The 24,920-nt window shown below is 61.9% G+C and carries 20 protein-coding genes and 1 pseudogene; 11 read left to right on the forward strand and 10 right to left on the reverse strand.

Annotated features, from left to right (window positions below):
• Both ACLBXN_RS10110 and ACLBXN_RS10115 read right to left on the reverse strand, forming a co-directional pair.
• The coding region (locus ACLBXN_RS10110) for an efflux RND transporter permease subunit (protein WP_447612031.1) at positions 1-3,055 on the reverse strand (3,055 nt) is incomplete at its 3' end.
• Between the two features lie 12 nt (positions 3,056-3,067).
• The gene (locus ACLBXN_RS10115; RefSeq protein ID WP_447612032.1) at positions 3,068-4,306 is read right to left on the reverse strand and encodes an efflux RND transporter periplasmic adaptor subunit; all 1,239 of its coding nucleotides are present in this window, start codon (positions 4,304-4,306) and stop codon (positions 3,068-3,070) included.
• A 208-nt stretch (positions 4,307-4,514) separates the two neighbouring features.
• Here ACLBXN_RS10115 and ACLBXN_RS10120 point away from each other — a divergent pair, with 208 nt between their 5' ends.
• Together ACLBXN_RS10120 and ACLBXN_RS10125 are read left to right on the forward strand one after the other, a co-directional pair.
• Positions 4,515-5,912 (forward strand): ATP-binding protein, encoded by a 1,398-nt coding sequence (locus tag ACLBXN_RS10120; RefSeq protein ID WP_447612033.1) that lies wholly within the window; start codon positions 4,515-4,517, stop codon positions 5,910-5,912.
• On the forward strand, positions 5,909-6,625 hold the full coding sequence (locus tag ACLBXN_RS10125; RefSeq protein ID WP_447612034.1) for a response regulator: 717 nt from the start codon (positions 5,909-5,911) through the stop codon (positions 6,623-6,625). The genes ACLBXN_RS10120 and ACLBXN_RS10125 overlap by 4 nt, the downstream gene beginning before the upstream one ends.
• A 255-nt stretch (positions 6,626-6,880) precedes the next feature.
• Here the strand turns inward: ACLBXN_RS10125 and ACLBXN_RS10130 are convergent, their stop codons facing one another.
• Positions 6,881-7,744: a MurR/RpiR family transcriptional regulator gene (locus tag ACLBXN_RS10130; protein WP_447612035.1), complete on the reverse strand. Its 864-nt coding sequence runs from the start codon at positions 7,742-7,744 to the stop codon at positions 6,881-6,883.
• Positions 7,745-7,941: 197 nt separating this feature from the next.
• Here ACLBXN_RS10130 and ACLBXN_RS10135 point away from each other — a divergent pair, with 197 nt between their 5' ends.
• The 3 genes from ACLBXN_RS10135 to ACLBXN_RS10145 are packed head-to-tail and all read left to right on the forward strand — an operon-like array spanning position 7,942 to position 10,916.
• Entirely contained in the window at positions 7,942-9,282 is a 1,341-nt protein-coding gene (locus tag ACLBXN_RS10135) for an aspartate aminotransferase family protein (protein WP_447612036.1), read from the forward strand.
• A gap of 59 nt (positions 9,283-9,341) precedes the next feature.
• Positions 9,342-10,220, forward strand: a complete 879-nt coding sequence (locus ACLBXN_RS10140) for an amino acid ABC transporter substrate-binding protein (RefSeq protein WP_447612103.1) — start codon at positions 9,342-9,344, stop codon at positions 10,218-10,220.
• A 27-nt stretch (positions 10,221-10,247) separates the two neighbouring features.
• Positions 10,248-10,916: an aspartate/glutamate racemase family protein gene (locus ACLBXN_RS10145; protein WP_447612037.1), complete on the forward strand. Its 669-nt coding sequence runs from the start codon at positions 10,248-10,250 to the stop codon at positions 10,914-10,916.
• Positions 10,917-10,937: 21 nt separating this feature from the next.
• Here the strand turns inward: ACLBXN_RS10145 and ACLBXN_RS10150 are convergent, their stop codons facing one another.
• Positions 10,938-11,390 (reverse strand): MBL fold metallo-hydrolase, encoded by a 453-nt coding sequence (locus tag ACLBXN_RS10150; RefSeq protein ID WP_447612038.1) that lies wholly within the window; start codon positions 11,388-11,390, stop codon positions 10,938-10,940.
• Positions 11,391-11,615: 225 nt separating this feature from the next.
• Here ACLBXN_RS10150 and ACLBXN_RS10155 point away from each other — a divergent pair, with 225 nt between their 5' ends.
• The 3 genes from ACLBXN_RS10155 (at position 11,616) to ACLBXN_RS10165 (ending at position 13,394) form a co-directional block, all read left to right on the forward strand.
• Positions 11,616-12,209 carry an alpha-ketoglutarate-dependent dioxygenase AlkB gene (locus ACLBXN_RS10155; protein ID WP_447612039.1) on the forward strand — a complete coding sequence of 198 codons (594 nt, stop codon included), beginning with the start codon at positions 11,616-11,618 and terminating at the stop codon, positions 12,207-12,209.
• 112 nt (positions 12,210-12,321) lie between these two features.
• Positions 12,322-12,891, forward strand: coding sequence for a helix-turn-helix domain-containing protein (locus ACLBXN_RS10160; RefSeq protein WP_447612040.1), 570 nt, complete (start codon positions 12,322-12,324; stop codon positions 12,889-12,891).
• A gap of 38 nt (positions 12,892-12,929) precedes the next feature.
• Complete coding sequence (locus ACLBXN_RS10165; RefSeq protein ID WP_043002977.1) at positions 12,930-13,394, forward strand: GNAT family N-acetyltransferase; 465 nt, start codon at positions 12,930-12,932, stop codon at positions 13,392-13,394.
• A gap of 94 nt (positions 13,395-13,488) precedes the next feature.
• On the opposite strand, the gene ACLBXN_RS10170 is transcribed toward ACLBXN_RS10165, so the two are convergent.
• Complete coding sequence (locus ACLBXN_RS10170) at positions 13,489-14,058, reverse strand: TetR/AcrR family transcriptional regulator (RefSeq protein ID WP_447612041.1); 570 nt, start codon at positions 14,056-14,058, stop codon at positions 13,489-13,491.
• Positions 14,059-14,145: 87 nt separating this feature from the next.
• On the opposite strand from ACLBXN_RS10170, the gene ACLBXN_RS10175 reads away from it, so the two are divergent.
• On the forward strand, positions 14,146-14,613 hold the full coding sequence (locus tag ACLBXN_RS10175; RefSeq protein ID WP_447612042.1) for a nuclear transport factor 2 family protein: 468 nt from the start codon (positions 14,146-14,148) through the stop codon (positions 14,611-14,613).
• Between the two features lie 929 nt (positions 14,614-15,542).
• On the opposite strand, the pseudogene ACLBXN_RS10180 reads toward ACLBXN_RS10175, so the two are convergent.
• A pseudogene (locus ACLBXN_RS10180) lies at positions 15,543-15,887 on the reverse strand (RidA family protein); the annotation flags it as partial.
• 186 nt (positions 15,888-16,073) lie between these two features.
• Between ACLBXN_RS10180 and zigA the strand changes: the two are divergent.
• The gene (gene zigA / locus ACLBXN_RS10185; RefSeq protein ID WP_447612043.1) at positions 16,074-17,264 is read left to right on the forward strand and encodes a zinc metallochaperone GTPase ZigA; all 1,191 of its coding nucleotides are present in this window, start codon (positions 16,074-16,076) and stop codon (positions 17,262-17,264) included.
• An 18-nt stretch (positions 17,265-17,282) separates the two neighbouring features.
• On the forward strand, positions 17,283-17,528 hold the full coding sequence (locus ACLBXN_RS10190) for a hypothetical protein (protein ID WP_447612044.1): 246 nt from the start codon (positions 17,283-17,285) through the stop codon (positions 17,526-17,528).
• Between the two features lie 324 nt (positions 17,529-17,852).
• Here ACLBXN_RS10190 and ACLBXN_RS10195 read toward each other — a convergent pair whose 3' ends face one another.
• The 4 genes from ACLBXN_RS10195 to ACLBXN_RS10210 form a co-directional block, all read right to left on the reverse strand.
• On the reverse strand, positions 17,853-19,316 hold the full coding sequence (locus tag ACLBXN_RS10195) for an efflux transporter outer membrane subunit (RefSeq protein WP_447612045.1): 1,464 nt from the start codon (positions 19,314-19,316) through the stop codon (positions 17,853-17,855).
• 13 nt (positions 19,317-19,329) lie between these two features.
• Positions 19,330-22,560, reverse strand: a complete 3,231-nt coding sequence (locus ACLBXN_RS10200) for an efflux RND transporter permease subunit (RefSeq protein ID WP_447612046.1) — start codon at positions 22,558-22,560, stop codon at positions 19,330-19,332.
• A 22-nt stretch (positions 22,561-22,582) separates the two neighbouring features.
• Positions 22,583-23,824 carry an efflux RND transporter periplasmic adaptor subunit gene (locus ACLBXN_RS10205; RefSeq protein WP_447612047.1) on the reverse strand — a complete coding sequence of 414 codons (1,242 nt, stop codon included), beginning with the start codon at positions 23,822-23,824 and terminating at the stop codon, positions 22,583-22,585.
• Between the two features lie 181 nt (positions 23,825-24,005).
• Complete coding sequence (locus tag ACLBXN_RS10210) at positions 24,006-24,842, reverse strand: alpha/beta hydrolase (RefSeq protein ID WP_447612048.1); 837 nt, start codon at positions 24,840-24,842, stop codon at positions 24,006-24,008.
• Positions 24,843-24,920: the final 78 nt, after the last annotated feature.

Here is a 24,920-nt window from a genome sequence, read left to right on the forward strand (position 1 = left end):
AGAAGATGCCGAACAGGGTCGAGGCCAAGGTACCGCCCAGCACGCCCGTGCCCAGCGAATGACGCCCGCCCGAGCCCGCGCCCGAGCTGACCACCAGAGGCAGCACCCCCAGCATGAAGGCCAGCGAGGTCATCACAATCGGGCGCAACCGCTGCTGGGCTGCCTGCAGCGTGGCCTGCACCAGGGGCATGCCATGCTTGTCCTGCAGCTCCTTGGCAAACTCCACAATCAGGATGCCGTTCTTGGCCGCCAGGCCGATGGTGGCCAGCAGCCCCACCTGGAAGTACACGTCGTTGGACAGCCCGCGCACCGCCGTGAACAGCAGGGCACCGACCACGCCGATGGGCACCGCCAGCATCACCGAGAACGGGATGGACCAGCTCTCGTACAGCGCGGCCAGGCACAGGAAAACGAACAGCAGCGAGATGGCATACAGCAGCGGCGCCTGCGAGCCCGATTGCTGCTCTTGGTAGGACAGACCGGACCATGCCAGGCCAAAGCCGCCCGGCACTTCCTGCACCAGGCGCGCCATCTCCAGCATGGCCTCGCCCGAACTCACGCCCGGGGCGGCCTGGCCGCTGATTTCCATGGCCGATGTGCCGTTGAAGCGCGCCAGCGCGGCCGGTGCACTGCTCCAGCTGGTGGTGGAGAAGGCCGAGAATGGCACCATGTCCCCGTTGTTGTTGCGCACAGACCAGCGCCCCAGGTCCCCGGGCAGCATGCGGGCATCCGCCTCGCCTTGCACATAGACCTTCTTGATGCGGCCCCGGTTCACAAAGTCGTTCACATAGGTGCTGCCCAGCGCCGTGGCCAAGGTGCTGTTGATATTGCTTTGCGACAGACTCAGCGCACCGGCCTTGGCATCGTCAATCTGCACATCGAACGTGGGCGCGTCTTCCAGGCTACCGTAGCGCACTGATTGCACCTTGTCGCTCTTGGCGGCCAGCGCCAGCAGTTGCTGGCGTGCGGCCACCAGGGCCTCGTGGCCAGCGCCGCCCTGGTCCAGCAGCTGCAGGGTGAAGCCCGCGCTCTGCCCCAGCCCCGGAATGCCCGAAGGCGCCATGGCAAAGATCTGCGCGTCGCTGTACTTCTGCATCATGGCCATGGTGATGCGGTTGCCGATGGACGTGGCATCGGCCTGGCGCTGGCTCCAGTCCTTTAGGCGTACAAAGGCCATGCCCGCATTCTGCCCGGCGCCGCTGAAGCTGAAGCCCGACACCGCCATGGTGGAGTCCACCTCGGGCTGCTGGCGCACATAGGCCGACACCTCGTCCATCACCTTCAGCGTCTGCTGCTGGGTGGAACCGGAAGGCAGCTTGACCTGCACAAACAGCGCGCCCTGGTCTTCTTCCGGCAGGAAGGATGTGGGCAGGCGCATGAACAGCAGGGCCATCACGCCCAGCACCACGGCGAACACCGCCACCCCGGCCAGACGGCGCCGGGTCAGCACGGCCACGCCGCGCGCATAGCTGTGCGACAGGGCGTCAAAGCGGGTGTTGAACCAGGCAAAGAAGCGCCCCAGCGGACCGCGCTGCGTGACATGGCCGCCTTTTTCAATCGGCTGAAGCATGCTGGCGCACAGCGCGGGAGTCAGCGTCATGGCCACCAGCACCGACAGCAGCATGGCCGAAGCGATGGTGATGGAGAACTGGCGGTAGATGGCCCCGGTGGAGCCGCCAAAGAACGCCATGGGCAGGAACACCGCCGTCAGCACCAGCGCAATGCCCACCAGCGCGCCCGTGATCTGGCCCATGGACTTGCGTGTGGCTTCGTAGGGGGACAGGCCCTCCTCGCTCATCACCCGCTCCACGTTTTCCACCACCACGATGGCATCGTCCACCAGCAGACCGATGGCCAGCACCATGGCAAACATAGACAGGGTGTTGATCGAATACCCCAGGCTGGCCAGCACGCCGAAGGTGCCCATCAGCACCACCGGCACGGCAATGGCCGGGATCAGCGTCACGCGCCAGTTCTGCAGGAACAGGTACATGATGGCAACCACCAGCACAATGGCTTCCACCAGCGTCTGCACCACTTCCTGGATGGAGATCTTCACAAACGGCGTAGTGCTGTGCGCCACCTCATAGTGCAGGCCGCTGGGGAAATACGGCTGCAGCTCCTTGAGCTTGGCGTCAACCAGCTCCGACACCTTCATGGCGTTGGCGCCCGATGCCAGCTCCACCCCCAGAGCGGCGGCGGGCTTGCCGTTGAACTTGCCCACCGTGGAATAGGACTGGCTGCCCAGCTCCACCCGCGCCACGTCCGACAGACGCACCACGGCGCCTCGGCTGTCGGACTTGACCACAATGTTCTCGAACTCATCGGGCGTCTGCAGGCGATTGCGCGACTTGACCGTGGCGTTCAGCGCCTGGCCGTCTACCGCAGGCACCTCGCCCAGCGAGCCGGAAGAAACGTCGGCGTTCTGCGCCTGCAGTGCGGCGGTCACATCCGACGGCATCAGCGCATAGGTACGCATCTTCTCGGGGTGCAGCCAGATGCGCATTGCATATTCGGCCCCCATGATCTGCACATTGCCCACGCCGTTGAGGCGGCTGATGGGGTCCTTGATGGAGGACGACATGTAGTCGGCAATGTCGGTGCCGTCCATGCTGCCGTCTTCGGAGTAGAAGGCCAGCACCATGGAGATGCTGCCCGAGGACTTGGTCACCGTCACCCCGATGGACTGCACCGTCTCCGGCAGCTTGGACTGGGCCTGCTGCAGCTTGTTCTGCACCTGCACCTGGGCGATGTCCGGGTCGGTGCCGGAGGCAAAGGTCAGCGTGACCTGGGCCGAGCCCGAGGACGTGCTGCTGGAATTCATGTACAGAAGGTTGTCCAGTCCTGTCATGTTCTGCTCGATCACCTGCGTGACCGAGTTTTCAGTAGTCTGCGCCGACGCACCGGTGTAGGTGGCGCGGATGGTGACCGACGGCGGGGCAATGTCGGGGTATTGCTCCACCGGCAAGGTGGTGATGGACAGCAGACCCGACAGCGTGATGACAATGGCAATCACCCAGGCAAAAATCGGCCGGTCGATGAAGAAGCGTGACATGGAGCCTCCTTCTTATTGCGGCGTGCCGGTGGATGCGGTGGGCGCACCCGCTACAGCGGATGCAGCAGAGGCAGCCGATGACGTTGCTGCCTGCTGCGCCTTGGCATCCTTGGGCGCCTGTGGCTCCTGTGCTGCGTTGTCCTTTGGTCCCTGCTCCGCCGGCGCGGTCTTCACCTGCTGCCCGCCGCGCACCTTGGTGGCGCCGCTGGTGATCAATTGCTCACCCGCCTTCAGCCCGGTGGTGACCACCCACTGGTCCTTGATCGCATCGCCGGTTTCAATCCGGCGCTCTTCCACCTTGCCGTCCTGGCCCACCAGCTTGACCACCGGCTCCCCCTTGGTGTTGCGGGTCACCGCGCTTTGCGACACCAGAATGGCCTGCTCGTTCACCGCAGCGGGCACCACCGCTTTCACATAGGTGCCGGGCAGCAGCAGGCCGTCTGGGTTGGGCACCACGGCGCGCAGCGACACATTGCCGGTGCCGGTGTCCACCGAAGTGCCCACAAACTCCAGCGTGCCGCTGTCGGCCAGCTCGCTGCCGTCTTCCAGAATGATGCGCACCGCCACCTTGCCGTTGACGGCCTTCAGCGCGCCGCTGGCAATCTGCTTGCGCAGCGCCAGCAGCTGGGCACTGGTCTGTGTCACATCCACATAGATCGGGTTCAGCTGCTGGATGGTGGTCAGCGCGGCCGTCTGGCCGGCCGTCACCAGGGCGCCGGGCGTGTAGGTGGAGGTACCGATGCGCCCGCTGATGGGCGCGGTGACCTTGGTGTAGTCCAGATTGATCTGCGCCGTCTTCACCGCGGCGCGCGCCGCCACCACGGCGGCCTCGTTCTGGCGCAGCGTGGCCAGGGCATCGTCGCCGTCCTGCTTGCTGATGGCGTCGATACCCACCAGGTTCTGGTAGCGCTCGGCCTTGGGCTTGGCCGCCAGCACGGCGGCCTCGGCCTGGGCCAGCTGGGCCTTGGCGCTTTCCAGGCTAGCTTCATAGGTGCGCGGGTCGATCTGGTAGAGCACCTGCCCGGCCTTGACCTGCTGGCCTTCATCGAACAGGCGCTTGAGGATGATGCCTCCCACCTGCGGGCGCACCTCAGACACCATGTGCGCGGCGGAACGCCCTGCCAGCGACTGCTCCATCACCAGCGATTGCGCCTGGATGACCTGCACCTCGACCACGGCCTCCCCCTGGGGCGGCAGGCCCTGCTGCTGGAGCTTGCAGCCGGCCAGCCAGCCCGCGCACAACAGCGCCACCGACAATACAGAAAGGCGGTAGCGAGACCGCCTGCAGGAAGAACTTGAAGCCAACAAAGCCATGGGAGAGGACAGATCAATACAGAGGCCCTCATGCTCGCCAGCAAATGTGCAGGAAATATGGAAGACCCGACGCGCCTGGCCGCGCCTGTTGACGCTGGACCCGGGATGACGCCCAATGACGCTATTGCCTCATCTGCCTTCACTCATGCGCCTCAAGCTCGGACTTTCCTTCAAGCTGTTTCTGGCCATTTTGGCGGCCTGCATTCTCGTGCTCGTGGTGAACTCGGTCTTCGTGCGCATCTCCTTCGTGCGCGACTTCATGGGCTACCTCAACGAGCAAGGTGTGGAGCGCATGCACGAGGTCGTGCCACGCCTCAGTGCCGCCTACGAAAGCCACGGTAGCTGGGAATTCGCCCGTCAGAACCCCGAAAAATGGTTTGCGCTGATGCGCCCGCCCTCCATGGAGCAAGCGCCCCTAAAAATCGTACCACCGGTCTCCGACCAGACCGGCGCCATCCTGCGCTTTGCCCTGCTGGATATTGACGGAGGCATAGTCATCGGCAATGCCAACGCCGCTGCAGCCGATGCCATTCGCCTGCCAATCAACCTCAGGCAAGGCCAGCAGGTCGGCTGGCTGGCCATGGTGCCGTTCCAGAATGCGATTGCCGCCGGCGATGTGCGCTTTTATGAAGCCCAGCTGCGTGCGCGCTGGTTGAACGGAGCGGCCTCGGTGGTCGTAGCGGCACTGCTGGCCTGGCTGCTGACCGGGACCCTGCTCAGGCGGCTGAAGGTAATTGCCCAGTTTGTGCATGGCCTGGCAATCGGCGACTACTCCAAGCGTATTCCCGTGCGCGATCGCGACGAACTAGATCAGTTGGCCAGCGACATCTCACAACTGGCCGGCAAGCTGGAGAACATCGAACACAACCGGCGTGCCTTCATGGCCGATATTTCGCACGAGTTGCGCACGCCGCTGGCCGTACTTCAGGCCGAGCTGGAAGCCATACAGGACGGGATACGCCCCATGAGCCTGAGCACGCTGATGCCGCTGCAAAGCGAAGTCACTCAGCTCAACAAGCTGGTGGACGATCTCCATGAGCTGGCCGTCACACAGACCGGCGAGTTCCGCTACACCTTTGAAGCGCTGGATCTCGACCGAATCGTTGCGCACTGCACCATGACCATGCAAGCTCGCGCCAGGGACTGCGGCCTCTCCATGGCCTACTCCAGCAAGGGGCAGCCAGTGTTCATTCAGGGCGATGAGTCACGTCTGCAACAGCTGCTGTCCAACCTGCTGGAAAATTCCATTCGCTACACACAGCGCGGCGGACAGATTCTGCTGACGCTCACCACCCAGGCCGGCGAAGCCGAACTCAGCATCGAAGATTCGCCTCCCGGCGTCGACGAACCCTCAAGACAGCAGCTGTTCGAACGGTTTTACCGAGTCGACGCCTCGCGCAACCGAAGCAGTGGCGGCAGCGGCCTGGGCCTTTCTATCTGCCGCAATATCGTCGAGTTCCATGGCGGAGAAATCGCGGCACTCCCCTCTCGTCTGGGCGGTCTGTGCATCATGATCCGCCTGCCTGCCTTGCCCCCGCCATGAATATCCCCAGCTCCCCCGCCCGTGCCCCAACGGATGCCTTGATTCTGATTGTGGAAGACGAGCCACGGTTAGCCGCCGTGCTCTCGGACTACCTGCTCGCAACAGGCTATCGCTGCGAATGGATAGCCGACGGCGCACAGGTCATTTCCGCCTATGCGCAGCGCCGGCACGATCTGATCCTGCTGGACGTGATGCTGCCCAACCGCGATGGCGTCAGTCTGTGCCGGGAGCTACGCGCGCAAAGCCAGGTTCCCATCATCATGGTCACGGCGCGTGTCGACGAGGTTGACCGTCTGCTGGGTCTGCAGATCGGTGCCGATGACTATGTGTGCAAGCCCTTCAGCCCTCGGGAAGTGGTAGCCAGAGTGGGTACGGTACTGCGCCGTTACCACCAGATACCAGCGCCAAGAACACAGGCCCTGCAGATCGAGGAGCAAAACTTGCGCGCCCGGCTGTATGGCAGAGAGCTGGATCTCACGCCGGTGGAGTTCCGCCTGCTCAGCGCGTTGGCCTCCAGTCCTTTGCGCATCTGGCCACGCGAGCAACTATTGAATCAGCTGTATCCCGATCACCGTGTAGTCGTTGATCGGACGGTCGACAGCCATATCAAGAACCTGCGTCGCAAGCTCATAGAAGCCGGGGTCACTGATGAGCCAATTCGATCTGTATATGGCGTTGGTTATCGGTTGGATTTAGCCAGCGATCTCTATTAGTAAACAGCCCTTTTACTACTTAAACCCTGCGCTGCCTGCTGTGATATCGGACTTCCATCAATCTGTCTGGCTGCATGGGCTGTTGCCGGTTTCAAGGGCACTCTGTTAAGACGGAAGCTCAAACCGGAGGTGGTTCATGGGAACGAGACGGCAGTTCAGCCAGTGATTGAATTTTGACCCGCTCCATGATTGCAGGCAAAGAGCCTTGCCGTGCACACTGTGACGGGGGCCGAGCCTCTTGCCTCCTAAGCCGGTTTAACCACCTCGGCCCCCGGCATCCACATAGGCGCCTGACTCGAACAAATGGGCCTCTGCCCTCTCAATGCGGTCGATGACCGGCTTGCCAGCACGGCTGACCAGCAGTTCCAGCAGCGACTCGGTCAATGCCATGCCCGAGGTGATCGATGGGAAAAACGAGGGACTCTGCGTCGAGAACAGCAGCGTCACGTCCGCGAGAAGCGAAAGCGGCGAGGCATCGCTATCGGTGATCGCAATCACTTTGCATCCGCCACGTTTGGCCGCTTCCGCCACCTGCAGCACCTCGCGCGAATACGGCGCGAAGCTGATGACCAGCAGCGCATCACCCGCGACCATGGACCGGGTCTGCATCTCCAGAGAGCCGCCCTGGCCGTCCATGAGATGCACGGAGTTCCGAAACAGCCTGTACACATAGACGAAAGAAAACGCGATGGGAAAGCAGGCCCGGAACCCCGCAGCATGCACATGGGCCGCCCCCTCCAGCAAGGCGGCTGCATCGTTGAGCCCGCTCCTGCTGTGACGCTCCGTGGTCTCGAGGTTCGCCTTGTGAACCTGGAATATCTCAGTCGCCAGGCACTGGTCACTGGCGCGCTCCAGCAAGGAGCGGGCCCGGTCGCCATAGGCCTCCCGGCCCAGGCCCATCTCCTGCGCGATCGCCTGCTTGAGTTCCGGCCAGCCCGCAAAGCCCAGTTGCTGGGCAAAGCGTACCAGAGTCGCCGGGCGTGCATCCGCGCTGACTCCCACATGGCGCATCGAACTAGTGACCACCTCGTTGGGGTGGTCCAGCACGTATTTCGCGATCCGCTGAAGAGCGGGACTCAGCGAGTTGAAGCGGCCTCGCAGCTCGTCCTTGACTGTCATTGTTGAAGACTTAATCGAAAGCGGTCCTCGCCAAGTGCCTGGCTGGAACGCGAATGGAACAAATGTTCCCAGAGCATACAACCGGGTGATATTTCTCTTGACGAAACATTTGTTCCAATAAATACTTTAAACAGAACATTAGTTCCAATGCCAGGCGAAGCTGCCTGGCACCCGTATCAATTTTCGGAACCTTCCCCATGACGCATGTCTTCCACCGCCATCTGCGAACCACCCCACCCATTGCCGTATCAGCTCGCGGCATGCGAATTCAGGATGCCAACGGCCATAGCTACCTGGATGCCTCGGGGGGCGCTGCCGTTTCCTCGCTGGGCCATGGGCATCCCGACGTGATTGCGGCGATGCATGCCCAGATCGACGAGCTCGCGTACGCACACACCAGCTTCTTCAGCTCTCGGCCGGCCGAGGAGCTCGCCGACGAGCTGATCCGCACGGCCCCCGAAGGCATGAGCCATGTCTATCTGGTCAGCGGGGGCTCCGAAGCCGTGGAGTCTGCCCTGAAGATGGCGCGCCAGTACTTTGTGGAGATCGGACAGCCCGAGCGCACTCATTTCATTGCGCGGCGGCAGAGCTACCACGGCAATACTCTGGGTGCTCTGGCCGTCGGCGGCAACGAGTGGCGCCGCGCTCCCTTTGCTCCCATCCTGGTGCCTGCCACGCATGTGGCACCTTGCTACCCCTACCGCGAACAACGCGCCGAAGAGACTCCTGAGCAATATGGACAACGGCTGGCGCAGGAGCTGGACACGGCCATACTCGCCCAAGGTCCCGGCCGGGTCATCGCCTTTGTGGCGGAAACCGTGGGCGGAGCCACGGCAGGCGTGTTGACCCCCGTGCCGGGTTACTTCAAGGCCGTACGCGAAGTCTGCGACCGCCATGGCGTGCTGCTGATTCTCGATGAAGTGATGTGCGGCATGGGACGGACCGGGACGCTGCATGCCTGCGAGCAGGAAGGCGTCAGCCCGGACCTGATGACCGTCGCCAAGGGGCTGGGCGGCGGCTATCAGGCCATAGGCGCCGTGCTTGCACAAAAACACATTGTCGACGCCATGTCCTGCGGCAGCGGCTTCTTCCAGCACGGCCATACCTATCTCGGCCATCCCGTTGCCTGTGCTGCAGCACTTGCCGTCCAGCGGGTCATCCACCGCGACGGCCTGCTCGCCAAGGTGCGCGAAGACGGCGAGTTCTTCGGCGCGCTGCTGCGCGAGTCCCTGCGCGACCACCCTCATGTGGGGGAGGTGCGCGGTCGAGGTTTCTTCTGGGGCATAGAACTGGTGGCCGACAAGGCCGAGAAACGGCCATTCAGCCCAGCGCTCAAGCTCAATGCCAGGCTCAAGAAAGACGCCATGGCACGGGGCCTGCTCTGCTACCCGTTCGGCGGCACCGTCGATGGCGTCAACGGCGACCATGTGCTGCTTGCTCCGCCCTATATCGCCAGCCGCGATGAGCTCAGGACTATTGCCAGCCTGCTGGCTGAGTCCGTGGACGCAACCACCGGACATGCCGCAATCGCGGCCTGAAGACCTCCCTCCCCACTGCCTGAATCAGGAATACCATGCGCTTCCATCTTCAAAACCTCATGACTGCCGCCATGCTGGCCACTGCACTTGTTCCCGCATGCGAGGCTCTCGCACAAGAGTCGCCTACTTTGAAGAAGATCAAGGACAGCGGGACCATCACCCTGGGTCACCGCGAGGCCTCGTTCGGCTTCTCCTACATCTCCGATAACGCAACTCCCATTGGCTACAGCATCGACATCTGCATGAAGATCGTGGACGCCATCAAGGCCGAGCTGAAGCAGCCCAGGATCGCTATCAAATACCAGGTGGTGACGTCTCAGAACCGCATCCCTCTCGTGACCAACGGGACCGTCGACATCGAGTGCGGCTCCACGACCAATCTGGTTGAGCGCCAGAAGGACGTGGCCTTCTCACCAGACATCTTCCGCTACAACGTGCGCATGGCCGTCAAGGCCAGCTCGGGCATCAAGAGCATTGCCGACCTGCAGGGCAAGTCGGTCGTCACCACCGCCGGCACGACCTCGTTCCGTCTACTGCGTGAAGCCAACCGCGGCAAGGTGCTCGAAGTCACACAGCTGTCCGGAAAAGACCATCTAGACTCCTTTCTTCTGCTGAATTCGGGCCGCGCCTCAGCCTTTGTGCTCGACGACATCCTGTTAGCCGGTCTGATCGCGAACACCCAGAATCCCAAGGAGTTCATCATCACCGGCGAGAACCTGCGCACGGAAAATCAGTCACTGATGCTGCGCAAGGACGACCCGCAGTTCAAGGCGCTGGTAGACCGCGTCGTGGTCGGGATGATGAAATCCGGCGAGATGGAGATGCTCTACAAAAAATGGTTCATGTCGCCGATTCCACCAAAGGGAACCAATATCAACTACCCGCTCAATGCCGAGACCAGAGAAGGCTTCGAGAATCCTTCCTCCAAAGGCATCTGAACTTCATCGACTTCCAGGCAACCACACATGACTCGGATCGCCCTCATTCACGCCCTCAGCCATTCGGTCGAGCCCATCAATACCGCCTTCGATAGGGACTGGCCGCAAGCCGTGCGCATGAACCTGCTCGACGACAGCCTGTCGGCAGACCTTGCGCGAAGCAACAGCAGCCTAGACGCTGCCATGCACAAGCGCTTCGAGGTACTGGCCGACTATGCGGTGGCCACAGGTGCACAAGGCCTGCTCTTTACCTGCTCGGCCTTCGGTCCCTGCATCGATGCAGTCGCTGCTCGGCACGCCGACCTCCCGGTGCTTCGGCCCAATGAGGCCATGGTGGCCGAAGCCCTGCAACAGCCAGGAAAGATTGGACTCATCGCGACTTTTGCCCCCACGCTGAAATCGATGCCGCCCGAGTTCGGTCCCGCAGCAGACCTTTTTCTAGCTCTGGCCGAAGGCGCATTGCAGGCCCTGAATGAAGGAGATCTGGCCCGCCACGATGCGCTCATCGCGGCCCAGGCCCGTCGCTTGAGAGATGAAGGATGCGCGCGCATCGCTCTGGCTCAGTTCAGCATGGCAAGAGCCAGAGCACTGTGCGAGCAGGCTTCGGGCCTGCCGGTACTCACCACGGTAGACAGCGCGGTGCGCGCACTGAAGAGTACACTTTGCAGACCCATGGACGGGCCCGCAACCATTTGATGCAGCAGCGCCGGCTCGGCCTCAACCGCGTGCCGCTACCGGCTCGAAGCTGTGACCATAGGGCCTGGCCTGGACCTGCTCCAGCGTGCTTGCCACATGGGCCGGCGAATACAGCGGCACTGCCGGCTGGTGCTCGCGCCTCGCCGCCCGTTCGGCATCCATCATCTGTAGGCGGGCACTGTCCTTGAGCAGGACTTCGTGCAGGTCCCGGGTGGCCAGCGTGGCATAGACAGAGCCCTTGAAACCCTGGGCCACAAGCTTGGGCAGCAGGCCGCTGTGGTCGATATGTGCATGGGTCAGAACCACAAGATCCAGATCGGCGGCATCGAAGGCAAAGGCCTGCTGATTATGCTCATCAGCTTCGCGGCCGCCCTGGGCCATGCCGCAGTCAATGAGAAAGCGGCAGTCATGGGCCTGGACCAGGAAGCAGGACCCCGTGGCCGACTGCGCCGCACCGTGAAAAGTGATGTTCATGAAGCATCCGTTGACGACTCCTATGTGCTTCGTCCCAACTTGAAATACCTGGCTAAAAGGTCTTTGGGCGCTTTACCTCCCAAAGTTCTCTCATGAAAGGATTTTTTTCATGAAGTGGGGTAGTCTCCTATCAGCATCTTTTCATGCCTGCCACTGACATCTACATCGTATGCAGCAAAGTAGCCATGCAAACTGGAAACCGGAGCCTCCGCCAAGGAACTGTTTATGCAAGCCGGTCTTTTTGACGACCAATCGCTACAGGCATCTATTCCTGGACTTCGGTACGAGGAGAACTTCCTGAGCTCGACGGAAGAAGCCCATCTCATTGAAGTAATCCAGTCCCTGCCGTTCAAGTCCGCAAAATACAAGCAGTACTTCGCCAAGCGACGTGTCGTGGGCTTCGGCGGAAGCTTCGACTTCGAGACGAACCAACTCAAGCCGGGACAGCCCCTCGACCAGCGCCTGTTGCCATTGCGTATGCGTGTCGCGCAGTGGGCCAACATGGAGCCTGAAAGACTCTCTCACGCCCTGGTGTCCGAGTACTCGCCCGGCACACCGCTCGGCTGGCATCGCGATGTCCCGGACTTCGAGAGCATCTTCGGGATCTCTTTCGGCGCAACAGCGACGCTGAAATTCCGCCCGTATCCATACAACCCAAAGCGCCCGCATCAAACGGTCAGCTTGGAAGTCAGGCCTAGGTCCATCTATGTCATGCGGGGAGATGCTCGCTGGAAATGGCAGCACTGCGTTGAAGAGACCTCCGAGATGCGGTGGTCGGTGACGTTTCGCGACATGCGACGACCTCGCCATCCGATCTGAGTCTCCTCGTCAAAGGTCAAGAGGAGCAACAGCCCTGTCTTCCAGAACTCGGTGACGTCAACACCGCCCCAGTCAATTCCATCATAGTAGATTTTCTACTATAGTAGATATCATGACAGATAGCCCGTCTCCTGAGAACTTGATTCCGCTGCGTGTTCGTGAAGAACGGACTCGACGCGGTTTGACACTTGACCAGCTTGGGGAGATGGCGGGCGTTAGCCGCGCGATGATTTCCAAGATTGAACGCGCAGAGAGCAGCCCAACCGCAGTGCTTCTTTCAAAAATTGCGGATGCGATGGGCCTGAGCCTGTCGTCACTGATGAGCGAGCCACGAATGGTGAGCCCACAACTTCGTCACGTGCAAGAACAGCCGCACTGGGTCGACCCCGAGACCGGATACATTCGCCGGCTGATATCTCCACCGGGCGATGACGAAGAGGTTGAGATTGTTGCAGTGGAGCTGCCCGCAGGGCAGACCGTGGTTTTCCCCGCAACAGAGAGCCTTCATTCATCCGACCAGGTCTTGTTGCTTGAAGGCAGATTGAGCCTTCGCAGCGGAGCCATCGTCTATGAGCTACAGCCCGGCGACTGTGCTCGGATTTCAACCACCCAAGAGAGCGCGTTTGACAATCAAGCAGCAGTGACTGCGCGTTACCTCGTGATCAAAAGACACTACCAATAGCGGTACCTGCCTCAACCGACAGACAAAGAAAGTAGAAGATGAATCTGCATTTCAGATGGAATCGCATGGAGTCGATGACGGCTCTGGAGATGTACGAAGTTATTAAGGCGCGTGAGTCCGTATTCGTTGTGGAGCAACAATGTGCATACCAGGAAGCAGATGGCGCGGACCCTCAGTCCTGGCATCTCAGCGTGCTTTTAGATGGTGAGCTTGCCGCCTACGCGCGTGTTGTTGAACCGGGCATCAAATACCCTGAGCCCTCTATTGGCCGTGTGATAACACTAAAAAATTTCCGTGACCGACAAATCGGACGAGCCTTGGTCGCCGAGGCTATAGCTTTCACCGAGTCGAATTTTCAAGGTCAAGGCATCCGCATTGGTGCGCAAGCCCATCTTCAAAATTTCTATGGCTCGCTTGGATTCGTGCCTGTGGGAGATGTCTACGATGACGATGGTATCCCCCATATCGAGATGTTCAAGCATCCCACTAAAGCTATTGCCTAGCTCGCCTTCACCCCATGACAACCTCACTATTTCAGAGGACTGATCATGGAGCTTGCGCAGTGCCCTCAAACGGCTGGACTCTCGCCGATGTACCTCATCTGCTCAGAATTCCTTCAACTGACGCTTTGAAGTGCCCCATCACTTCATCAACCGGTTGACCCATCTGCGCATGGACGATAGCGCCATCTATCACCAGAGATAGCTTATTGCCGGCAGAGACAGAATCGTGACCAAACAAGCTGTCCAGCACGGATGACATTTCTTGTTTGTGTTGACGGACTACTACCAGGATTTCGGGGTCTGTCGACCCCAGTTCAGCAGCGGCATTGAGAAAGGCGCAGCCCCGGAAATCGGGACTGTTGAACCAAGTCCTAAGAGTGCCAACGAGAGCGTCCGCCGGCGAAAAACCATCACTGGTAGCTTGAGCCATGCTCGACTGGAACCAAGAAATCCACTTCTCGTGTCGGTAATCGAGGTACGCCCGAATCAGGTCGTCTTTACTTGCGTATTGACGATAGAAGGTGACCTTGCTGACCGACGACTGGTCAATGATCTTGTCAACGCCCGTCGCCCTGATGCCCTCTCTATAGAAAAGAGCGTGAGCCGCGACCAGGATGCGCTCCCTCGGAGGCAATGAGTCATAAGGTTGTTCATCAGATTTCATGCGGCCATTGTAGACAGGTCGTTCTACTTCCACTAGCATTGGAAATGTAGACAGAACGTTCTACATATCTTTTAAAGAGGCCGCACCATGGAAACTCGCCCACCCCTCCCTCCATTCACACTGGAAACTGCTATTCAAAAAGTCCGCTTGGCCGAAGACGGCTGGAACACTCGCGATGCGGCCAAGGTAGCGATGGCTTACACCCTAGACACCAAGTGGCGCAATCGTGCGGAATTCGCCAACAGTCCTGCTGAAGCTCAAGCTTTCCTTGAGAGGAAGTGGAACAAGGAGCTTGACTACAGACTCATCAAAGAGCTTTGGTTGCATGAAGGCAACCGCATAGCGGTTCGGTATGCGTATGAGTGGCACGACGACGCGGGAAACTGGTTCCGGTCGTACGGGAACGAAAACTGGGAATTCGAGGACGACGGCCTCATGCGACGTCGCTATGCATGCATCAACGACATGCCTATCAAGGAATCGGAGCGGAAGTTCCACTGGCCACTTGGTCGCCGTCCCGATGACCATCCCGGGCTGTCAGACCTCGGTCTATAAGGAACTGCCTGGGACTGCTTCTTGCGAAGCCCACGAAAGATGCCATCACTCGCCAGCAGCGTGGGTGGCATCATTGAATCGCCCTTCCGTGGCAACCATTTCAGCAAAAAACAGACCTCAACCCAAAGGCTCCCAGACCACGGCGACATAGCGGATGCGCGTTCTACTGGCGCAGCCCTATCGCCACAAAGCATCCGAACGACCCAGCGCTCGCGAAAGAAAGCGCGGAAACTGTTCATCTTTGCGTGTTGAAAAGACAGGACGTCATCTACGTATTTCGGTGAGTCGGTCTGGCATCAAGCACAAAGGAACAAGGCCGTTCGGCGGGGCTAGTGACACTTCTGTGGGCGAGTACCACAACTCTCGAACCAGCGGCAAATCCTGCGCTATATGGGTGACCTTATCAACTTTCGCCTTCACTGCAGGGTTGTGAGCCTCAGAAGGGTCAAAGCAATGTGGCAGCAGGCAAGGAAGACCGACTACGCAGCAACGTTCGCACTTGAGGGTATGAGCTGCGGCAAGCAGCGTGATGCAAAAAATGCCGACTTGGAATTCGGCAGTTTGCTCAGCAACCCTCCCCCAGAATGCGCCGGCTCCATGGTGAGACTCAGATTCAGGAGTGGTGCCATCCAAAGCTGTTGGAGGTCCAGCCAAAAGCTTCGCACCAATCCAGGCGAGGTATGCGGCGCCAACCCACTTGACCAATGTGTATGCGGCCGCCGAAACATCCAAGAGCGCACCAGCCCAAATGCCGCGGCAGTTCCCCGTGCGAAGCAGCCCTGGGCTATACCTAAAGTGGCCATCACGGCAGACCGACGTCCATCCATCGCTGTGTCCACTCCAGTTGTCACCGTCAGGGTGGAAGCCGCTAGTACAAAGGCAAGCAGCGATGGAACGTCGACCATGGCGCCGACATTAGTTTGGATTCGAGCTGCTACTACGACAATTTCAACACGCCACTCGGGCTCGGCCAGTTTGGCCTCCACTGCAGCCCTGGGAGGCGCGTTACCCGCAGGCACCCATGCGTCCCAGGCTTCATTCATGCCCGCATAGTCGGCCATATCTGCCAAGTAGACGGTAGCCATCAGGATGCTCTGCTTGCTGCCACCACCCTCACTCAGCAGACGGTCTATGGTCGCCAACACGTCTGCTGTCTGTGCCTTGATGTCGTGAATGCCATCGGACGGCACCTGACCGGCAAGATAGATTGTGTTTCCAAAAACAGCCATGTCTGAAAAACGCTGCTCGACGTGGAATCTTTCAATAGTGCTCATAGGCTTAACTTCGGTGCTTCTCGGCATGTACGCGTGATATCCGCACCAAGTATCGCATTGAGATAGTCGCCTGCAGGCAGACCGGTGGCCGGACAACACACCCATGCAACCAATTTAACCAGTCGTGCTTTTTTACGCCATAATTGATAACGAATTATCATTATCAATTAAACACTGAGGTTCACGATGGCTAAGCTGCTTCCAGTGACCGTTCTCTCAGGCTTTCTGGGGGCGGGCAAAACGACCCTTCTCAACCACATACTCAACAACCGCGAAGGCCGCCGAGTTGCAGTCATAGTCAATGACATGTCCGAGGTGAACATCGATGCGGCTCTGGTGCGCGATGGCGGTAGCAAGCTCTCCCGGACCGAGGAGAAGCTGGTTGAAATGAGCAATGGCTGCATCTGCTGCACCTTGCGCGAAGACCTTCTGGTGGAGGTCCGCAGGCTCGCCAAAGAAAAACGCTTCGACCATCTCGTCATCGAATCCACAGGTATTTCAGAGCCACTGCCTGTGGCCGAAACGTTCACCTTCACCGACGAAGCAGGAGCAAGTCTTTCCGATATCGCGGCTCTGGACACCATGGTCACGGTTGTCGATGGCTTCAATTTCCTCAAGGACTATGAATCAAGGGATAGCCTCAAGAGCCGTGGCGAATCGCTTGGACAGGAGGACCAACGGTGTGTTGTCGACTTGCTTATCGAGCAAATCGAGTTTTGCGATGTGCTCGTTCTGAACAAGACCGACCTCATCTCCGACGCGGAGCAATTGCGTCTACGGGCCATTCTGGCGAGCTTGAACCCTCGCGCCAGAATCGTTGAGGCGACCTTCGGCAAAGTGCCCCTCGCATCCGTGCTTTCAACCAAGCTCTTCAACTTTGAAGAGGCGGCAAAGGCCCCGGGCTGGCTCAAGGAGCTTCGTGGTGAGCACAAGCCTGAGACCGATGAATACGGGATTGGCAGCTTTGTCTATCGGTCGCGCCGCCCCTTCCACCCCGAGCGCTTTCACAGGCTGGTGGAGACCGAATGGCCGGGAGTCATTCGTTCCAAAGGCTTCTTCTGGCTGGCCAGTCGCCCCGCCAAGGTCGGCGACTGGTCTCAGGCAGGTGCCGTGTGTCGGAACGGCCTCGCTGGTCAATGGTGGGCCACCGTGCCTCAAGAGCATTGGCCAAAGGACTCGGAGGCCATTGCGGCCATCAAGAAGAACTGGGACGAGGAGGTTGGAGACGCACGCCAAGAGTTGGTCCTCATCGGAATTGATATGGACGAAGCAGCACTCCGACGCATGTTCGACGCATGCCTGTTAACAGACCGGGAGATGACTCTAGGCCCCCGGGCGTGGAGAACCTTCAAGGACCCTTTCCCGACCTGGGCGTAAGCAAAAGAGCGAAACAACATGACGAAACATTGCATGCATACCGGTGCCTACCAGGCAATCATTGGCGAGCCCTTCATCGTGACCTTTTGCACAGGCATGAGGCTGCACTTCAAGGCTCCAATCGCATTTGGTGAGTTATCGGAAATGGTAATGCCCAGCGCCTCCGAAGCAACAACAGGCACTTTCAACGGCGTGCTCTTTGGCCCAGACGAACTCATTGTTCACGGGGGCCATGTCCAGTTCGGCATCACCGCAGAAGCATGAGCTTTCGCCCTAGACGGTATCGCAGAGCGCAAGCCCGGGATAACAAGATGAGCCGACGCGATACGAAAGCAACCACCAGCTAACCGTCGTCACTTCCATTGCAGCGCTTGTCGCAAAGACCTTGATGTACCCCGTAGTCCTCCGAGTCCGGAGAATTTCACACCCGGAGGCTTCAAGGTCGTGCGTCACGAGCTCGCGCCAATCCCAATCCAGACACGGGCAATTCACTGGCCTCGTAGCTTTGCCGCTGACTTCAGCCCAGGCCTGCTCGGACCCGGTTAGTGCAGCAACAGCGCGCAAACCGGATCCAGAACGAGCCCCTCCTCATCCGCGTGCAGCCACCGGCTGGCCGCTGTCCCAGCCGCCGCCCAGCGCACGAATCAGCGCCACCGTGGCCGTGTACTGCGCAGTGCGCACCTGCAGGGCCTGACGCCGGTTGCGCAACTCGTTGCGACGCGCATCGAGCAGCTCCAGCTGGCTCACCAGACCATTACGGTAGCGCACGTCCGAGAGATGGGTGGCGCGCTCCGAAGACTGTACGGCCTGCCCCAGCACATGGGCCTGACCCGAGAGCAGGCGCAAGGCACTGAGCTGATCCTCGACCTCCCGGAAGGCCGCGAGCACCTGACCGCGCTGGGCTGCCACGGCAGCCTCCAGGCGTGCACGGGCCCCCTCTTCCTGCGCTGCGCGCTGGCCGCCGTCGAAGATGGGCAGGGACAGCAAGGCGCCTATGCCCCAGGAGCGCGCAGACCACTTGAACAGATCGCCGAGCTCCGGCGAGGCATAGCCGCCATTGCCCGTGAGCGTGATGGCCGGAAACCATGCAGCCTGGGCCACGCCCACGCGGGCCTGGGCCGCCAGCACCGATGCCTGGGCCGCCGACACATCGGGGCGGCGCGCCAGCACCGTGGCGGGCACGCCTGCCGGAATCACGGGCAGCGTTGCCAGCACAGGCTGCGTAGCCAGCGTGAAGCCAGTGGCGATGTCCCCGACCAGCACGGCCAGCGCATGCGTGAGGGCCGCCTGCTGGCGCTCCAGCGCCAGCGTCTCGGCCTCGGTGGCCGAAACCTCGGTCTGCATGCGCGCCACGTCCAGCTCTGCCGCATCGCCGGCCCGGAAGCGCTTCTCGATCAGCGTCAACGTCTCGCGATAGGCCACCAGACTCTGCTCGACCAGCTGGCGCTCGGTCTGCAGCGAACGCAGCTGCAGATAGGTCTGCGCCACATCGGCCTGCACCATCAGGCGCGTGCTCTGCAGCAAGGCCTCGCGTGCATTGGCATCCTGGCGTGCCGCTTCGCTGGCTCGCGACAGCCTGCCAAACAGATCCGCTTCATAGGAGAAGTTCAGGCCGGCCGTGACCAGGGTGGCGGGCTGCAGGCCGTTCGCCGTGTTCGCACCGGCCTGGCGCACAGCGCCGCCCGAGGCCCCGATCTGCGGCTGCCGCTGGGCATCGGCCGAGCGCAGCAACGCGCGGGCTTCGGCCAGGCGTGCCGCAGCGGTCTGCACATCGGTATTGGCTTCACCCGCACGCTCCACCAGAGCGCTGAGTTCGGCGTCGGCAAATACCAGCCACCAGGCCCCGCGCGACTGGGCCTCGGCCGGGACGGCCTGCGTCCAGCCCGCGGCTGCGGCCTGGGCGCTGAAGCTTGCCGGCACGGCAACGCCGGCATGCTCGGCCACAGTGGGCGGTGCGCTGGCGCAACCCGCCAGCACCAAGGCTGCCGTCAGAGCGCTCAGAGACGGCATCAGGGATCGAATGCCTTGCATCGTTTTCATATCGGAATCCATGGTTGATTGGGGCCTATTCGTCATGGCCGCGCGGCGCAGCAGGCATGGGCAGGGCCGAGGCACCGTGACCCGGCTCGCTGATCGGCGCCACATGACTGCCATGCTGCTGCAGCGGACGGTTGCCGGCCAGACGGCGCAGCACCACATAGAACACCGGCGTGAGGAACAGGCCGAAGGCCGTCACACCGATCATGCCGGCGAACACCGCCACGCCCATGGCGCTGCGCATCTCGGCTCCAGCGCCCGTGGACAGCACCAGCGGCAGCACGCCCATGACAAAGGCCAGCGAGGTCATGAGGATGGGGCGCAGGCGCAGGCGACTGGCTTCGATGGCGGCCTGCACGGGGGTGCGGCCGGCAAATTCGAGCTCGCGGGCGAACTCCACGATCAGGATGGCGTTCTTGGCCGACAACCCCACCAGTACGATGAGCCCGATCTGTGTGAACACATTGTTGTCGCCGCCGCTCAGCCACACGCCGGTCATGGCGGCCAGCAGACCCATGGGCACGATGAGGATGATGGCAATCGGCAAAGTCAGGCTTTCGTACTGCGCCGCCAGCACCAGGAAGACCAGCAGGATGGCGATGGGGAACACCAGCACGGCGGAATTGCCGGCCAGGATTTCCTGGTAGGTCAGCTCGGTCCACTCGAAGCCTATGCCGGGCGGCAGGGTTTCGGCGGCAATGCGTTCGACGGCGGCCTGTGCCTGGCCCGAGGAGAAGCCGGGCGCGGGCCCGCCATTCACGTCGGCGGCCAGAAAGCCGTTGTAGCGCATGGCGCGCTCGGGCCCGAAACTGGGTTCGAGCTTCATCAACGCTGACAGCGGCACCATCTCGCCCGTGGTGGAACGCACCTTGAGCAGGCCCACGTCTTCGGCGCGCGCCCGATAGGCGGCATCGGCCTGGACGCGTACACTATAGGTGCGGCCGAACTGGTTGAAGTCATTCGCATACAAGCTACCCAGGTAGATCTGCAGCGTCTCGAAGATATCCGTCACCGGCACACCGAGCTGGCGCGCCTTGGTGCGGTCGATGGCGGCATAGAGCTGGGGCACGTTGACCTGCCAGCTGGTGAACAGGCCAGCCAGCTCGGGCGTCTGGTAGGCCTTGGCCATGAATGCCTTCACGGCCGCGTCCATAGCGTCGTAGCCCAGCGAGGCACGATCCTCGATCTGCAGCTTGAAGCCGCCGGTCGTTCCGAGGCCGGCCACAGGGGGCGGCGGGAACATGGCGATAAAGGCTTCCTGGATGCTGCCAAAGGCCTGGTTGAGCTGGCCCGCCACGGCACCGCCGCTCTGGTCGGCATGCGTGCGCTCGGCAAAGGGCTTGAGCGTGACAAAGACGATGCCCGAGTTGGAGCTGTTGGTGAAGCCGTTGATGGACAGTCCGGGGAAGGCGATGGCGTCTTCCACATTGGGATTGTTCTTGACGATCTCGCCCATGCGGCGGATCACATCTTCAGTGCGGTCCAGTGTGGCGCCATCGGGCAACTGGGCAAAGCCGACCAGGTACTGCTTGTCCTGGGCCGGCACAAAACCGCCGGGCACCAGCTTGAACAGCCCCCAGGTCGCGCCTACCAGCACGGCGTAGATCACCAGCATCAGCGCCTTGCGGCCGATGACGCGCTGCACGCCGACGCTATAGGCATCGGAGCCGCGCCGGAACAAGGCGTTGAAGCGGCGAAAGAACCCGCCCAGCACACGCTCCATGCCGCGTGTCAGCGCGTCCTTGGGAGCATCGTGGCCGCGCAGCAGCAGCGCGGACAGCGCAGGCGACAGGGTCAGCGAGTTGATGGCCGAGATCACCGTCGAGATGGCGATGGTCACCGCGAACTGGCGATAGAACTGGCCCGTCAGGCCGCTGATGAAGGCCAGCGGCACGAACACGGCCACCAGCACCAGTGCAATGGCGATGATGGGCCCGCTCACCTCCTGCATGGCGCGGTAGGTAGCCTGGCGCGGCGACAGACCGGCCTCGATGTTGCGCTCCACGTTCTCCACCACCACGATGGCGTCATCCACCACGATGCCGATGGCCAGCACCAGGCCGAACAGGCTCAGCGCATTGATGGAAAAGCCCAGCAGGTGCAGCACGGCGAAGGTACCCACCACCGACACCGGCACGGCCAGCAGCGGAATGATGGAAGCGCGCCAGGTCTGCAGGAACAGGATCACCACCACCACGACCAGGGCCACGGCTTCCAGCAGGGTCTGGATCACGGACTTGATCGAAGCCCGCACGAATTGCGTGGGGTCGTAGGCAATGCGGAACTCCACGCCTTCAGGCATGTGCTTTTGCAGCTCGGCCATGGTGGAGCGCACATTGGCCGAGATCTCCAGGGCATTCGAGCCCGGAGCCTGGAACACGCCCATGCCCACGGCCGGGTCGTTGTTGAGCAGGGAGCGCAGCGAATAATCGGCTGCGCCCAGCTCCAGCCTGGCCACGTCACGCAGGCGCGTCACGGCACCGTCGGAGCCGGTCTTGACGATGATGTCGCCGAACTCTTCCTCGGTCTGCAAGCGGCCTTGCGCATTGATGGACAGTTGCATGTCCACACCGGGCAGACCGGGCGAGGCGCCGACCACGCCGGCTGCAGCCTGCACGTTCTGGCCGCGGATGGCGGCCACCACGTCGGCGGCCGAGAGACCTCGCTGCGCCACCTTCTGCGGATCCAGCCAGGCACGCATGGAATAGTCGCCGCCGCCGAAGATCTGCACCTGGCCCACACCCTGGATGCGCGCCAGGCGGTCCTTCACATTGAGCACGGCATAGTTGCGCAGATAGTCGATGTCATAGCGGCCGTTGGGCGAGACCATGTGCACGACCATGGTCAGGTCGGGCGCACTCTTGACCGTGGTGATGCCCAGGCGGCGCACTTCCTCGGGCAGGCGCGGCTCGGCCTGGGAGACGCGGTTCTGCACCAGCTGCTGCGCCTTGTCGGGATCGGTGCCCAGCGCGAAGGTCACGGTCAGCGTCATCACGCCGTCGGTCGTGGCCTGGCTGCCCATATAGAGCATGCCTTCCACGCCGTTGATGGATTCCTCCAGCGGCGTGGCCACAGTTTCGGCAATCACCTTGGGGTTGGCACCCGGGTACTGGGCGCGCACCACCACCGAAGGGGGGGCGACCTCGGGGTATTCCGAGATCGGCAGCGTCCGCATGGCGATCAGGCCAGCGAGAAAGATGAGCACCGACAGCACACCCGCGAAGATCGGGCGGTCGATGAAAAATCGGGAAAGGTTCATGGTGTCGGAGGATTAAGGGTTCTCAGACCGTGTGTTGCTTGGCGGCGCCGCGGCCATCGGCCAGCTCGGCCTTGGCGTCCATGGGCACGTCCTGAGGCGCGACCACCACGCCGGGGCGCACACGCTGCAGTCCGTTGACGACGATGCGCTCGCCGGCCTTGAGGCCCGAAGTGACCACGCGCAAGCCGTTCACCGGTGCGCCCAGTTGCACCTCCCGGTATTCGGCCTTGTTGCCCTCGCCTACCACCAGCACGAATTTCTTGCTCTGGTCCGTGCCCACGGCGCGCTCGTTGATGAGCACGGCCTGGGTGGTCTGGGGCTGCCCCATGCGGATGCGCGCGAACTGACCTGCCATGAGCGTGCCGTCCACGTTGCCGAACACGGCGCGCACACGCACCGTGCCGCTCTTGGCATCGACCTGGTTGTCGATGAGCTGCAGATGACCGGCATAGGGCGTTCCGCCGCTGGTGCCCACACCCATCTGCACGGGAATGGTTTCAATCAGCGCACGCGTGCTGCGCCCCTGGCTTGCGCTCTGCAGGCCATGCAGCGCCTGGGCCACGATCTGCTCGTCGGCGTCGAAACTGGCATACATCGGGTCCACCGACACCAGGGTGGTCAGCACCGGCGCTCCGGCTCCCGAGCTCACGAGATTGCCCACCGTGACCTCGATACGGCCCACGCGCCCGTTCACCGGAGCCTTGACCTGGGTGTAGCCCAGATTCAGCTTGGCGGTCTGCAGCGCCGCCTGGGCGGCGCGCAGATTCGCATCGGCCTCGCGCCGGGCATTCACGCGCTCGTCGTATTCCTTTTGCGCGATCGCCCGCTCGTCCCACAGACGCGTGGCGCGCTCGGACTCGCTCTGGGTATAGGCCATGCGCGCTTTGGCGGCAACCACCTGGGCTTCGGCGCGATCGACTTCTGCCACATAGGGAGCCGGGTCCACGGTGAACAGCAGATCACCGGCCTTGACCAGCGCGCCTTCCTTGAAATGCACGGCCTGCACCGCGCCCGAGACGCGCGGCTGCACATCCACGCGCTGCACGGCTTCAAGACGGCCGGAGAATTCATTCCACAGCGTCACGTCCTGCTGCAGGACCTGGGCTGCCGAGACCGGCACTGCCGGCGCTGCGGCTTGCGCAGCCGGTGCTTCCGCGTGCGATGCCTGCAGGCCCAGCATGGCGGCGGTCGTGGCGATCACGGCAGCGGCGACGCCGGCGGCGGCCCACCGGCGGCGATTGGAGAGTTTGGAGTGCTCGTTCATGGCAATGTCTTTGGTTCAAGGGTTGAAAGCGGTAGCGGCTCTTTCGGCGGCAGGCAAGACTCATCCCTTCCAGCGCTCAGGCCAGGAATCGAATGAGAAAGAGAAGAAAAAAGGCGCAGCCGTGCTGCGTCCGGCCCAGGAGGCCGGATCAGGTCAGCGGTATCAGCAGGGAAAGATCAGCTCAGAGCCGACATCGGGTGGTTTCGAAAAACTGGCGCAGCTGCTCTTGCAACTGCGCGGCGCAAGGGCAGGACTCGGGCGGCTGCTCCAGCAGTGCCTGCGGCCATTCCCCCGCTTCTGCAAACACATGGCGAAACACGCTCAGGCCGGCAGCTTCCAGCCGCGCGCCATAGTTCAGTGCCTCATCCCGCATGGGGTCGGCCTCGCCGACCAGAATCAGCGTGGGCGGCAGTCCCGCGAGGCGGCGGGCCCTCGCCGGCACCGCATAGGGGTGCTCCGCATCATGCGGCTCGCCCAGGTACTGGCACCAGCCCGAAGCCCATTTGCATTCGACGGACTCGCCCTGGGCGGCACGCTGCGAAGGCGTGGCCGAGCAAGGGTCCAGCATGGGAGAGATCAGAATCTGCCCGGCCAGCGGCGGCTGCTGCTGATCGCGTGCCATCATGCAGACGCCGGCCGCCAGATTGGCGCCTGCCTCTTCACCGGCCAGATAGAGCGGAGCGCCCTTTCCGGCCAGCTTGGTGCGTTGCTTGTAGGCCCACAGCAGCACCTCGTAGCCCAGCTCCAGCGGACGCGGAAACGGATGCTCGGGTGCCAGCGGATAAGCCAGCGACACCACACAGGCCCCGGCCGCCGCCAGCGAGCTGCCGACGGTGCAACCGTTGTCCAGATCCCCGGCCACAAAGGCGCCGCCATGGAAATGCAGCACCAGCGGGACCACTTCGCCGCGTCGCTTGCCGCCATAGAGGCGCACATGGGCCTGCACACCATCGGCCACGGAAATCGTGGTGTCGGTGCGAGGAATCGGCTGCAATGCGGTGGCTTTGGTGTTTGACATGGATTTTCCGGACAGGACCGGGTGATGGAACAGAAATGTAGCAACAGTGATTCACGGCATAAACCCCGCAAACGCGGC

The organism is Comamonas sp. C24C, from assembly GCF_053345995.1.